Annotated in this window: 7 protein-coding genes and 1 pseudogene; 2 read left to right on the plus strand and 6 right to left on the minus strand. The window is 72.2% G+C overall.

Annotation, left to right across the window (positions count from 1 at the left end; genetic code table 11):
• Positions 1–230: 230 nt before the first annotated feature.
• Positions 231–5691, minus strand: a pseudogene (locus JM949_RS26025) (ATP-binding protein).
• 356 nt (positions 5692–6047) lie between these two features.
• Here JM949_RS26025 and JM949_RS26030 point away from each other — a divergent pair.
• Entirely contained in the window at positions 6048–7304 is a 1257-nt protein-coding gene (locus JM949_RS26030; RefSeq protein WP_203150901.1) for a phosphodiester glycosidase family protein, read from the plus strand.
• A 100-nt stretch (positions 7305–7404) separates the two neighbouring features.
• Here the strand turns inward: JM949_RS26030 and JM949_RS26035 are convergent, their stop codons facing one another.
• Complete coding sequence (locus tag JM949_RS26035; protein WP_203150902.1) at positions 7405–8469, minus strand: hypothetical protein; 1065 nt, start codon at positions 8467–8469, stop codon at positions 7405–7407.
• Positions 8470–8784: 315 nt separating this feature from the next.
• Here JM949_RS26035 and JM949_RS26040 point away from each other — a divergent pair, with 315 nt between their 5' ends.
• Positions 8785–9528 carry a cellulose binding domain-containing protein gene (locus JM949_RS26040; RefSeq protein ID WP_203150903.1) on the plus strand — a complete coding sequence of 248 codons (744 nt, stop codon included), beginning with the start codon at positions 8785–8787 and terminating at the stop codon, positions 9526–9528.
• Between the two features lie 91 nt (positions 9529–9619).
• Here the strand turns inward: JM949_RS26040 and JM949_RS26045 are convergent, their stop codons facing one another.
• From JM949_RS26045 to JM949_RS26060, 4 genes are all read right to left on the minus strand, one after another.
• Positions 9620–10276, minus strand: a complete 657-nt coding sequence (locus JM949_RS26045; RefSeq protein WP_203150904.1) for a response regulator — start codon at positions 10274–10276, stop codon at positions 9620–9622.
• Positions 10273–11568, minus strand: a complete 1296-nt coding sequence (locus JM949_RS26050) for a sensor histidine kinase (protein ID WP_203150905.1) — start codon at positions 11566–11568, stop codon at positions 10273–10275. Before JM949_RS26050 ends, JM949_RS26045 begins: the two co-directional genes overlap by 4 nt.
• Before the next feature lie 39 nt (positions 11569–11607).
• Complete coding sequence (locus JM949_RS26055) at positions 11608–12168, minus strand: hypothetical protein (protein ID WP_203150906.1); 561 nt, start codon at positions 12166–12168, stop codon at positions 11608–11610.
• On the minus strand, positions 12146–13470 hold a 1325-nt coding region (locus JM949_RS26060), incomplete at its 5' end, for a serine hydrolase domain-containing protein (protein ID WP_203150907.1). The genes JM949_RS26055 and JM949_RS26060, both read right to left, overlap by 23 nt.

Consider the following 13470-nt stretch of genomic DNA (forward strand, 5'->3'; position numbering starts at 1 on the left):
CGACCCCGAGCAGCCCAGCCCATACCCTGGCAGAACGCACGCCGTTGCCCGCCTCACTAGTTCTGACCTTCGACAAGCCAGAACCTAGGCAGGACAACGGCGTGCGCCATCAACGACGCGCCGACCCACCCACAGACACGTCACAAGACCCATATTTATACCTGTGAGGTATACCGCTCACCACCGCATCCGCCCCGACGGAGGTGACCGGCGGTCACCGCCAGGTCGTCTCACCCCAGGCGGGTCGCGATGGCCTCGATGATGCGGGGACGCAGCTCGGCGGCCCGGACGACGGCGTCCACCGAGCCGACCTCGACGGCGCGTTGGATGTTGTGCACCCGGTCGAACTCGGCCGCCACCTCGCCGAGCTTCTCCGTGCGCACCGACGAGCGCAGCTCGTCCAGCTCCGCCGTCAGGGCGCGCGTTCGGTGCCGGCCGCGGCGGCGACGCGCGCCTCCAGGTCCCGCACCCGCGGATCGGCGGCCGTGCGGGCGTTGACGTCGGCGGTGAACACCACCGCGGCGGCGGGCGCGCCACCGAGCACCGAGGCGAACGAGCCCTCCAGCGCGAGCACCGTCATGTTCGGGTTCAGCGCCTTCGAGAACACCACGAACGCGCCGCCGTGGTAGCGCGAGATCACGCAGAACACGATCGGCCCCCGGAAGTTCACGATCGCCCGGCCGATCTCGGCGCCGTACTCCAGTTGCAGCTTGCGCATCGACTCCGGTGAGCCGTCGAAGCCCGACAGGTTGGCCAGCACGACGAGAGGCCGGTTGCCGCTGGCCGCGTTGATCGCCCGCGCGGCCTTCTTCGACGAGCGGGGGAACAGGGTGCCCGCCGTGTAGGTGTCCGGGCCGTCGGTGGGCGGGAAGCCGTGTCGCGGCACCGACCGGGACTCGATGCCGAGCAGACAGACCGGGATGCCACCGAGGTGGACGTCCTGCACGACAGCGGTGTCCGCGTCCGCCATGCCGGCCCACCGCTCCAGCACCGGGTGGTCCTGGTCGGCGAGGGCCCGCATCACCGTCCGGATGTCGAACGGCTTCTTGCGGTCCGGGTTGGCAGTGGCCGAGAAGATCTCCCCGACGGTGCGGAACGCGCTGCCCGCCACGTCGTGCGGGAAGTCGGAGATGTCGCGGTCCGCCGGGTCGGTGGTGGTCGCCCGCCGGGGCGCGGCCTCGCCGGGCGCGACGTACGTGTGGTCGTAGTGCGCCATCACCACGTCCCGCGCGGCGGTCAGGCTCGGCGCCCAGTACTGCGCCTGCCCGTTCGGGCCCATCACCCGGTCGTAGCCGCCGATGCCGAAGTTGTCCTCGGCGGACACCCCGCCGGAGAAGTCGAGCGACTGCTTACCGGTGAGCACCATCGCCGAGTCCGGCGTCATCACCAGGATGCCCTTGGTGTGCATGAGCATCGTCGCCTCGGCGTTCCAGTACGGCTGAGCGCCGACGTTGATGCCCGCGACCACGATGTTGATCTCACCGCCGGCCTGGGTGAACTCGACGATCCGCTTGAGCGCCGCGGCCACCCAGTCCATGTTCTCCGTACCGGAGGTCATCGAGATCCGCGCCCCGGCGGAGAGCGCCCACCACTCCAGCGGCACCCGCATCCGCTCGGCCAGGTCCAGGGCGGCGATCACCCGCCGGCACTCCGGCTCGGAGAGGGCACCCAGCGACTTCGTCGGGTCGCCCAGCAGCACCACCCGGGTGACACCCTGCGGGTAGCGCTCGGTCGGCGTGCTGACCACCCCGGCGACGATGGCCGCGCTGTTGCGCCCCTTCGGCCGGTCCACCGGCACCAACACGTGGTCGCCGTCGAGGTCGTGCTCGACGAAGTCACCGAGCCGGGCGGTCAGCTCGTACGGGTACACGGTGTTGCGGCTGCTCGCCCGCAGCACCTTCAACCGGTACTCGTCCAGCGGCTCGACCGGCTCGACCGGCGGCTCCCCGACGACCAGCTCGGCGTTGCCCACGGCGTCGAACGAGATCCGTACGGCGATCTTGGACAGCTCGCCGGTCCGCCGGTCGCGCTGCCGGGCAATGAACAGGATCTCCTCCAGCCCGGCACCCGCGGTCGTCGGGCGTACCCGCCCGGCGATCATCTCCATCTCCTCGCGGGTGAGCTCGCTCGGCGGCCAGACGTAGACCACGATCCGGTTGGTGTTGAAGCGGGTCTTGGACGGCCGCGCCGCCTGCGCGCGGCGGATCGAGTCGAGGCAGGCGGCGATGACGCCCTCGGTCGTCGGCAGCGCGACCAGCCGGCCGTCCTGCTCCCGGAGCTCGGTCAGGTCACGTACCTGCGCGAACGCGACAAGTCGCTGGTCGGACCGGTTCTCCCGGGCCACGCACTGGAAGAGGTAGATCTCCTCGTCCGAGGACGGCAGCCGGGTCAGGTCGAACTTGTGCAGCCGATCCAGCTGCATCCGCTGCGCGATGTACGGGTGCAGACCACGGATCAACCGGTCCTCGGTCAGCCCCGCGCCGGACGGGCGGAAGGTGAAGTGGTGGTGCATCACCGCCCCGCGACGACCCGCGACGGTGGTGGTCACCCGACGGACCTGCGGCGGCAGCGGATGCGCCGCGATGACCTCGGCCAACGCGGCCGCCATCTCGTCGAAGTCCGCCGGCTGGCTCTCCCAGCCGAGGTAGATGTCGGCGTCCACGGAGTCCTCGCCGTTGGCCAGCTCGGCCAACCCGCGCAGGGCGCTGCCCAGCGCGTCGAAGCTCACCGCGGCGGAGACCACGCTCGAGTCGGCGCGCTCGGCGACCACGAAGGTGCAGTCCGCCACCGTGTGCGTGCGCACACTGGTGAGCGCCTTGTTGCCGTAGTACCGCCGGGTCAGCACCTCCAACATCACCGCGTTGTCCAGGTGGTGGCGGACGAGTCGCTGACCGAGCAGCCGGACCAGCGGCTCCGTGCTGCGTACCATCTCCGCGACGCGCTCGGCGCGGTCCGCCGCGTCCGGGTGCGCGTCCAGGTGCCGCAGGTGCGCGCGGACGTCGGCGTAGACGCGGGCGCGGTTGAGTCGCAGCAGCGGCTGGGCGAACCAGGCGAACACCACGCCGCGGGCGAGGTCCGCGACCACGGGGAAGCGGACCTGCGTCGCGGCGATCAGCCGCTCCAACGCGAGGCCGGCCGGCTCGCGCAACGCCGCGTCCGGCGGGGTCTCCCGCAGCCAGGCGCGCAGCAGCGCCGCGATGACCGTGGCGTCCGAGGAGGCGCGTTGCTGGGCCAGGAAGATCCGGAAGACGGCGGCTTCGAGGGCGGGGTCGCGCTCCAGGTCGGTGACGCCGTACTGGCCGAGCGCCTTCGCCAGCCTGGTCTGGAAGGCGTCCGGCAGTCCGGCCCGCTCGACGTCGAGGCTCTGTAGGTAGGTGTGGAAGTACTCGCGGGCGCTGTGCACGTGGGCGGCGCCGCCGTCCTCGCCCGTCGGCCGGTTGCGACTCAGCTCGGCGAGATCGGCGAACACCTCGATGAGGTCGAGTTCGGCGGCGAGTGGCCGCTGCCCGGCCTCGGTGGCCGCCCGCCGCGCGATCAGGTAGTCGTCGAGTACCCGACGGTCGTCGTGCGGGTCCACGTCGAAGCCGAGCAGCAGACCTCGCAGGTCCTCCTGACCGCGCCGGCTGCGCTCGAACGCGGAGACGTCCCCGGCGGCGGTGGGCAGGTCCAGCTCGACGGTCTCGGCGCTTGGGTCGTCAGTGGTCTCGGCGGCATCGTCCGCGATCGGCTCCAGGCGCAGCAGCGGCGCGCCCGCCTCCACCTGGCTGCCCACCGCGACGGCGCACTCCTTCAACCGCGCCCGGAACGGGGCCCGCAGCACCGTCTCCATCTTCATCGCTTCCAGCACCAGCACCGGCGCGCCCGCCTCGACCTCGGCGCCGACCTCCAGCGGGGTGGCGACGACAAGCGCGGGCATCGGGGAGCGCAGCACGCCGCCCTCGTCCCGGCTGACCCGGTGCGTCACGCCGTCCACCTCGACCAGGTGGGTCGGCCCGTAGGTGCCGGTGAGCAGGCGGTACCGGATGCCGTTGACGACGATCTGGCCGGTGTGCCGGTCGAAGCGGTCCAGCTCGACATCGGCGGTGCGCACCACAGTGCCGGTCTCGATGCCGACCCGGAACCGGTGCGCGCCGACCCGCGCCACGCGGGTGCGGTAGCCGACCCCGCGCAGCTTGAGGTCCAACGGTCGGCCGCTGGCGTGCTGCACCTGCGGGCGTCCGCCGGCCGCCGTCGACAGCAGCCGCTGCCGCTCGACGCGCTCCTCCTCCTCGTACGCCTCGATGGCGGCGGCGGCCAGGGCGACCGCGGAGTGGCGGTGCGTGACGAGCCGACCCTCACCACGGACCCGGTCGATCCAGCCGGTGTCCGCGCTGGCGTCGATCACCTCGGGCTGGTCGAGCAGGTCGAGCACGAAGCTCTTGTTCGTCGCGCCACCTTCGATGATCACCGTGGTGTTCGCCATCGCCCGGCGCAGCTTGCCGAGCGCCTCGTCGCGATCCCGGCCGTACGCGATGATCTTCGCGATCATCGAGTCGAAGTCGGCCGGGATGGTGTCGCCCTCGCTGACGCCGGTGTCCACCCGGATGCCGGGGCCGCTGGGCAGGTCCAACCGGGCGATGCGGCCCGGCGACGGCGCGAAGTCGCGGTCGGGATCCTCGGCGTTCAGCCGGGCCTCGATGGCGTGCCCGCGCTCGGCCGGCGGCGCACCCTCCAGCCGACCGCCCGAGGCGACGTGCAGTTGCGCCTTGACCAGGTCGAACCCGGTGGTCAGCTCGGTGATCGGGTGTTCCACCTGGAGCCGGGTGTTGACCTCGAGGAACGCGAAGAGCCGGTCGCCGGGATGGTAGAGGAACTCGACGGTCGCCGCGCCGCGGTAACCGACCGCCACGGCCAGCCGCTCGGCCGACGTCTTCAGCTCGGCGGCCTGCGCCGGGTCGAGCACCGGCGACGCCGACTCCTCGATGACCTTCTGGTTGCGTCGCTGTACCGAGCAGTCGCGGACGCCGAGCGCCCACGCGGTGCCCTGCCCGTCGGCGATCACCTGCACCTCGACGTGCCGGGCCCCGGTGACCAGCCGCTCCAGGAACACGATGCCGCTGCCGAACGCCCGCGCGGCCTCCTGGCTGGTGCGCTCGTACGCGTCGACCAGTTCGGCCTCGTTCCTGATCACCCGGATGCCGCGCCCGCCGCCACCCGCCGTCGCCTTCAGCATCAGCGGGTAGCCGACCTCGGCTGCCGAGCACGTGCGGCGTCCAGGGTTTCGACGGCACCGCGGCTCCACGGCGCGACCGGTACGCCGACCTTCTCGGCGATCAGCTTTGAGCCGATCTTGTCGCCGAGTTGGCGCATGGCGTCCGGGCTCGGCCCCACGAACGTGACGCCGATCTTCTCGCACAGCTCCGCGAACGTCGGGTCCTCCGCGACGAACCCCCAGCCGACCCAGGCGGCGTCGGCCCCGGTCTCGGTCAGGGCGCGCTCCAGCACCGCCAGATTGAGGTACGGCCGGGCGGACGCCGGGCCGAGATCGTAGGCGATGTCCGCCTCGCGCACGAATGTGGCGGTGCGATCGACGTCGGTGTAGAGCGCGACAGTCTCGATGTGGTTGCCGGTCTCCGCGGCCAACTCGCGGACCGCGTGGATGAGCCGCATGGCGGCTTCACCACGGTTGACGATGGCGACACGGTTGAACACCCGAACGACCCCTTAGCTAGACCTCGGACTACCTGCCGCGAGACGACGGCTCCCAGCAGTGATCACCTTTCCGCCTGCCGGCTGCCAGCGCTATGGCGCAACCACTGAACCAACCGTCCGCAGGTTGTAGGAACCTAACAAAAGTTTTTGGTATCCCCGGGGCTCGGCCCGGCCCGCTCTGATCCGGCCCGTCCTGCTCCCACCTGCTCCGACAGTTGATCAAGACGGCGTGGCTGGTTCACGTCGACCGCCTCCGACGTTCACCCCCGCGTGATCGGCTCGTGCCGAGAATCATCGCCGGTCCGGTCAACCGCCAACCCGGCGCAGTCAGGGAACGCACCACGAAAGGAGCGGCGATGAGGTCGTTGAACCTCCTACGCCCAGGTCTGGCGCTGCTGCTCGCAGCGGGGCTGAGCACGCTCGTGACGCCGGTCGGCGTCGCCCACGCCGCGACCGCCACGGTACCCGCCGGGGCCACCCCGATCACCTTCACCTCGACCGAGCAGCTCGCCCAGGGTGTCACGTACGGCTCGTTCCAGGTGGCCACGCCCCGTGGCGTCACCGTCGGCTACCTGCTCACGGCCGACCTGAGGAAGAACACGGTCTCCCTGGACCTGCTGCACCCCGACGCGGTCGCGCAGCGCACTGTCGTCTCGGCGATGACGAACGAGCAGGGCGCCGTCGCCGGCGTGAACGGCGACTTCTTCAACAACAGCGAGACGCACGCCGGGGTCACGCCGACCTACTCGTCGTCCGGTCCCGAGATCGCCGACGGCGCGGAGTTGAAGTTCGCCGTGCCGAACGCCCAGCGCTTCGGCCCGGGCCTCGCCCCCGGCACCTCGACCCGGGACGTGTTCGGCGTCGGGGTGAACGGCAAGGCGCGCGTCGACACCCTGAGTCTGGACGGCGAGGTGCGCAGCGGGAAGGGCACGATCGCGCTGAGCGGCCTCAACCAGTACGCCCTGCCGGTCGACGGCGTCGGCCTGTTCACCGCCGCCTGGGGTTCCGCCTCCCGGATCCGGTCGACCTGCGGCACCGACACCAGCCGCAGCGACCCGTGCAGCTCCCACACCTACGAGGTCACCGTCCGCGACGGCGTGATCACCGCTGTCGGTCAGCTGCCCGGCGCGGGCGCGATCCCGGCCGACACCCAGGTGCTGGTCGGCCGGGAGCGCGGCGCGGACGCGCTCGACGACCTCACCGTCGGCGACCGGGTGCAGGTACGCGAGAAGCTCGACTCCGCCGGCAAGCCGAGGTTGACGTTCGCGGTCGGTGGGGCGCCGATCCTGCGTGCCGGGCAGCCGCTGGCCGGTCTGGACACCAAGACCGCGGCGGTGCGCAGCTCGGCCGGCGTCGGCCCCGACGGCAGGACGGTGTACCTGGTCGTCCTGGCCGGCCGCGCCCCGGCCAGCGCCGGGTTCACCATCGCCGAACTGGCCGACCTGATGCGCACGCTCGGCGCGACCGACGCGGTGAACCTGGACGGCGGCGGCTCCAGCACGGTGGCCGTCCGGGAACCGGGCCAGGCGGCGGCCACCGCCCGCAACAGCCCCTCCGACGGTACGGAGCGCGCGGTCGCCAACGGCATCGGCATCTTCGTGGGCCGGCGCTGAATCGACAGACCCGCTCGGATTCGCCCCGCCCGGTGTCGCCGGGCGGGGCGAATCCGCACAGAGCCAGGGGAGGGGGCCCGACCCTGGGGAGACGGATACCTCAGTCGACGGTCGGGGTGGCCGTCCGCGCCGCCTCGGCGAGCGCCGCCGCCGCGCCCGCGTACGGGTTGTAGCTGTAGGAGCGGGCCAGGCCGCCGGGCACCGTGAAGTAGGCCGCCGCCATTTTCGCCGGGTCGCTGGCGATCTCACCACGCGCGGGCGCGTCGTCGCCGTCGTCCCAGCCCCAGGGCGCGTTGGCCGAGTTGGTCGAACAGCTCCAGGTGCCCGCCCCGCAGTCACCTGACGTGTCGCCGGCGAACGTGCCCAGGCCGGCGAAGAGGCTGGCGTTGGAGCGCTGCGCCCACAGACCACCGGCGGCGAAGATGTCGATCAGCTCGTACCGCACGTCGCGGTCGTTGCCGCTGCTCGGCGTCTCGGCGACCGTCGACGGGTAGTAGACCAGGCCGTCACCGTTGATGTCGTACTGCGGGTGGGCCTTGAGGCCGTGGCCCTGCGCCTCCTGTGCGGTCACCGGGTGCTCGAAGGTGTCGTGCGGCGACGCCTGGAATCGCAGGGTGCCGTCCACACTCTCCCCGCCGCTGGTCCAGGTGCTGCCAGCCGGCGTGTACGAGAAGAAGTCGCTGTGTGCCACGGTGACGGTCGAGCGCAGCACCCCGTACGGCGAGCCGTCGCGCTCGATCGCGAACAGCGCGCCCTCGCCGTCGTTCTCGTGCTCGGTCTCGAAGAACGGATGGTCGGTCCAGTCCCGAGGGTGGAAGAAGAAGTACGTGATGTACCAGTGGGTGCTCGTCTCCACGACCGAGTAGTACGCGTGCGCGGCGAGCGACGCGCCCGCCTGACCGGCCCGGTCCCAGTTGTTGCGTCCGTCCAGGTCGCCGTCGAAGTCGACGGCGGTGAGGTAGTCCGACCGACCGCTCAGGGCGTGACTGCCGGTGGCGTCGACGTCCTGATAGTGGATGGGCGCCCAGCGGAGGGCCAGTTCGGCCCGGCTGACGGCGGCGCCGGCGGGGGCCGGTGCGACGAGTGTGGCCGCCGCCAGCGCCGCCGCGGCGATCAGCGCCCGCACCGCTCGGGGTCGCCGAGCCGAGCTGCTTGCGTCGAGCATGGTGTGCTCCCGTGTCCGAGTGGATAGACCACGATGGATCATTCTCGGTCCGGGCACCCGGCGGGTGTCCCTGCGGCGAAGCGGAGACGGACGGTGTCCGACCGGATCGGGACCTGCTTGTATCGATGCCCACCGACTGCCATGCTGTGCTTCGGTCGTGCTCGGGGAGCCAGCGCGCACCACATCCCCTCCGGTCCACGGGGCGCGCGCGGTGGCCACGCCACCCGCGCCGGGCAGCCTCCGTCGGTGACCGGACACCCGAGCGCGGCACCGACACCCCTCGGTCATCGGTGCCCGGCAACCACGGAGGTACCGATGCTTCGCACGTTCCTCGCCGTCACCACCATGGCGCTGGCCGCCCTGACCGGTGCGACCGCCGCCGGGGCGACAAGCGCCGCCGAGGTGATTCCCTACGCCACGCCGACACCGATCCCGTCGCCGACGCCGACCTGCCCGCCCGCGCTGCCGATCACCGCCACCGTGACGGGCACCACCAGCACCAGCCTGACCATCTCGTACTGGGTGTTCTTCGCCCCGCCCTGTGGCTACAACCCGCCGATGACCGTCAACCTCTTCGCCAGCCGGGAGGACGCCCAACAGCGGCGGTCGCCGGTGGCCGAGGCCGTCACCGGGCCGGAACGCAACGGCACGGTGACCATCGACCGGCTGACCCCGGACACGGAGTACTGGTACCGGTTCACCGACGCCGATGGGCGGCGGGACCCGTACGTGATCGCGTCGGCCCGGACCGCTGCACTGACGTCGTGCCGCGCGACGGCCACTATCGACGCCCGCTGGGGTACCGGTTTCGTCGCCACGGTCACGGTCCGCAACACCGGCACCGAGCCGCTGGACCGGTGGCGGGTCTCCTGGCGGTGGTCCGGCGACGAGCGCGTCCAGTCGGTCTGGGGCGGGGTGGCCGAGACGACCGGTGCCGACGTCGCGGTCCGCAACGCCTCCTACAACGGAACGCTGGCGCTGGACGGGGCGACCACGTTCGGTCTGCTGGTGGCGACCAGTGCGGTGCCCGACGGTCTGACAGTGGGCTGCGCGCGGTGACCGGCGTCCGCCCCGCTGCCGGCGGGCCGGGGAAGCGGGGCGGACGCGGTGGCGATCGGCGTTCGCGGGCCGCCACACCGAAGCGTGACCGTCACCGTCGGACCACGCCGTTCTGGTACGCCCACACGACGGTCTGCAACCGGTCCCGCGCGCCGACCTTGGCCATCGCGCGCCCGAGGTGCGACTTGACCGTGCTGGTCTCGATGAAGAGCCGCTCGGCAATCTCGACGTTCGACAGGCCCTCCGCGAGCAGCTCCACGATCTCGGTCTCCCGCGCGGTCAGCTGGTGCGCCGCCGCCGCGTCGGAGCGGGGGGTGGGCGTGCGTCTGGCGAACTCGGAGATCACCCGGCGGGTGACGGCCTGGTCGACGAGCCCGTACCCGCTCGCCAGGCGGCGGATCGCCTCGATGAGGTCGTCGGGCTCACAGTCCTTGAGGATGAACCCGCTGGCACCGGATTCCAGCGCGCCGAAGACGTACTCGTCGAGGTCGAACGTCGTCACCACCAGCACCGCAGGCGGCGTCCCGGTCGCGTCCGCGACGATCTGCCGGGTCGCGGTGAGCCCGTCGCCGTGCGGCATCCGGACGTCCATGCAGATGACGTCCGGTTGCAGCCGGCGGGCCAGTTCGACCGCGGCGGACCCGCTCGACGCCTCGGCCACCACCTCGATGTCGCCGGCCTGTTCCAGGATGACGCGGAAGCCGGCACGGACGACCGCCTGGTCGTCGACGAGCATCACTCTGATCATGCGGTGGCCTCTTCCTTCGGATGCGACGCGGCGGGACCGTTCGTCGGTAGCGTCGCGGTGACCGACCAACCACCGGTCGAGGTCGGCCCGGCGGTGAACGTCGCCCCGATCAACTGGGCCCGCTCGCGCATGCCGACCAGGCCGACACCGCCGGTCCGTGCGGCCGGTACCGGTCGCGGGGTGCCCGGTTCGTTCACCACCTGCAATGACACGGAGCGGGGCAGGAAGCGCAGCACCACCCGCGCCGGCGCACCCGGGGCGTGCTGTCGGGCGTTGCTGAGGGACTCCTGCGCGATCCGGTACAGCGCGACGTCGGCGATCGGCGACAGCTCGCGCGGGTCGCCCTCCCGGACGAACTCCACCGGGCCGGCGAGGTTGCCCGCCGTGCGGACGAGGTCGTCGAGCATGCCCAGGCCGGGCACCGGGGTGGCGCCGTCGCCGCCCTCGCGCCCCGGCCGCCCGCGTAGCACCCCGACGACCAGTCGCAGGTTGTCCAGGGTCTCCTTGCCCTGGGCCCGGATCCAGGCCACGCCGGCCCTCGCCGCGTCCGGGTCCCGGTCGATCAGCCGCTCGACCGCTGCCGCCTGCACCACCATGCCGGAGAGGTGGTGGGCCGCCACGTCGTGCAGTTCCCGGGCCATCCGGGAGCGCTCCGCGTCGATCGCCGCCTGAAGCTTCGTCCGCTCCTCCCGGATCGCCTCGTCCGCGCGCAGCCGGACCAGCTCGGCGTAGCTGCGGTGGGTGGCTACCCAGCCGCCGACAACTGTCGCTCCGGCGTGGGTGAGGGCGCTCGCGGCGGTGTACCCGACTGCCGTCAGCGGATCGGGGGTCACCAGCAGAGCCGCTCCGACCGACTCCACCGCCACGACCGCGCCGACGGCCAGCAGCGCGCGCCGCACCGGCAGCAACGACCCGACGGTGTACGCCGCGACGAAGGGTGCGACGCCCCGGATGGTCGCCTCGGGCGGGGCGATGCCGATGACGGGCAGTTGCAGGCCGGCGACGAGGGCGAGGCAGAGCAGCGGCCTGACCCGACGCAGGCACAGCAGCATCGCCTGGGCGCAGCAGATGGCGACGATCAGCCACGCCCGCGTCGGGTCGAAGAACACCCCGTCCGCCGGTGCCACGAACCAGAACAGCACCGTCAGCAGGATGAACGTCAGTACGGTCAGCGCCGCCGCCAGCAGGCAGTCCCGGGGGAACACCCCGGTCACCCCGAGCCGGGTGAGCCGTCGGTCGAGCCACGTCGTCAGGCGGGGTGAGCCGGGATCGGTGCCGGTGTGGTCCCTCATGGGGTGCGTGTCCTCGCTCCGGATCGTCGCGGGTCGGGGTCAGTAGGAGATGCTAGGCGCGAGCAGGTGGAACTCCACGGCGAACCAGCCCGCGCCGGCGAGCGCGAGCAGGACCAGAGCGCTGCCGACGATCCTCGGCCAGCCGGCGTGGCGTCGGACGTCGTCGACCAGCCGGACACCGGCGGGCAGCACGCCGAGCAGACCGACCAGTTGCAGCACCTGCGCGGTGCGCAGGACGACGTCGGGAACCTCCCGCAGGCCCATGATGACGCTGATGCTCAGCGCCCAACCGGCGAACGCGAGCAGCGTGCCGGCGACGGCGAGGCGGCTCAGGATCCGCGCGGTACGGCCCGCCCGGTCGCGGCGGGCGCGGCCGAGGCGGCGGCGGACGAGCGCGCCGACCGGCCAGGAGAGGACGGCGAGGAGCAGGACGACCGTCGACAGGGCGAGCACCGGGACGACAAGCGTGCTGGCCCGTGCCGGCTCGACCGGCAGCAACGCGAACGCGGAGTCGAAACCGATCGCCTCGACCCGGTCGTCGGTCGCCCGGATGGCGATCGTGCGCTGCCCGCCGACCTCACGCCAGACCCAGGGAGCCACCTCCTCGTACAGGGCGGGGGAGTCGGACAGTGGACCTGGCTCGAACCGCAGTCGGCCGCCGTCGGCGACACTGACGGTGGTCCGACCGGCCAGGCCGATCGCGGTCAGGAAGTTGCTCCGCACCGCGCGCGAGGACTCGTACGTGCCGGCGGCCAGCGCGGCGTGCTCGGCTGCGGTCGCCGGGTCGACGCCGGCGGTGGGCGTGGTTGGCGGGGGCGGGGAAGTAGCGGTCGGCGAAGCCGTTCACCACCGACTGGCGCAGGTCGTGGCTGTCCAGCGCGCCGGAGCCGGTGCTGTTGAGGGAGAGGAAGATGCCAGCCCGGTCGTCGGGGTAGATCTGCAGGTGGGAGTGGAAGTAGTTGGTGTCGCCGCCGTGGCCGAGGATCCGGTGGCCGTTGCGGTTCTCCTCGAAGAAGCCGAGGGTCATCCGGGGTCCGTCGGCCAGGGTGCCCAGCGACGTCGCGTCGAGGGCCGGGCGCTGCATCAGCTCCCGGGTGGGCTGATCCAGCAGGGGCGCGAAGCCCACCGGCTCACCCAACTGGGCGAGCATGAACCGCGCCATGTCCGTCGCCGGGGCGCTCAGCGCGCCGGGTGGGGGAGTGCCGACGATCTCGAACGGCGCGGCGGGTGCGGCGGAGGTGTCGTACCCCTTGGACATCCGGTCGCGCAGCGGCGCCGGGAGAGGTTGCTCGAAGGTCGACGACGGCATGCCCGCGCGGTCCAGGATGTTGCGCTGGACGTACTCCTCGAAGCGGGTTCCGCTGACGCGTTCGACGATGTAGCCGGCGAGCGCGTTGCCGTAGTTGGAGTAGGCGGGGACGGTCCCGGGCTGGTAGATCTGCTCCGGCGGGTCGGTCACCAGGGCCCTGCGCAGCTCCACGGCGCTGCCGTCGGTGCCGATCAGGCCGCTGATCCGCTCCTCGAAGCCGGCGGTGTGCGTCAGCAGGTGCCGCAGGGTGACGGCCCGCTCGAAGCGGCGCGGCAGGTCGAAGTCGAGGTACGTCTCGACGTCGGCGTCGAGGTCGAGCTGCCCGCTCTGCACGAGTTGCAGCACCGCGGTGGCGGTGACGAGCTTCGACACCGATCCCATCCGGAAGAGGTGTCGGTCCGGGTCGACCGGTACCGCCCCGACGCCGGCCCTGCCGGTGTCGGCGTAGCCGTACCCGCGGACGCTGACGATCTTCCCGTGGTGCACCACGGCGACGGTGGCCCCCGCGATGTCGGTCCGGTCGAGCGCGGCCGGCAGCAGGCCGTCGAGCCAGGCGTCGACGTCGCTGCCGGTCAGGGCGGAGCCGGCGGCGG

The organism is Micromonospora tarensis, assembly GCF_016803395.1.
In the GTDB taxonomy this organism is placed as follows: domain Bacteria; phylum Actinomycetota; class Actinomycetes; order Mycobacteriales; family Micromonosporaceae; genus Micromonospora; species Micromonospora tarensis.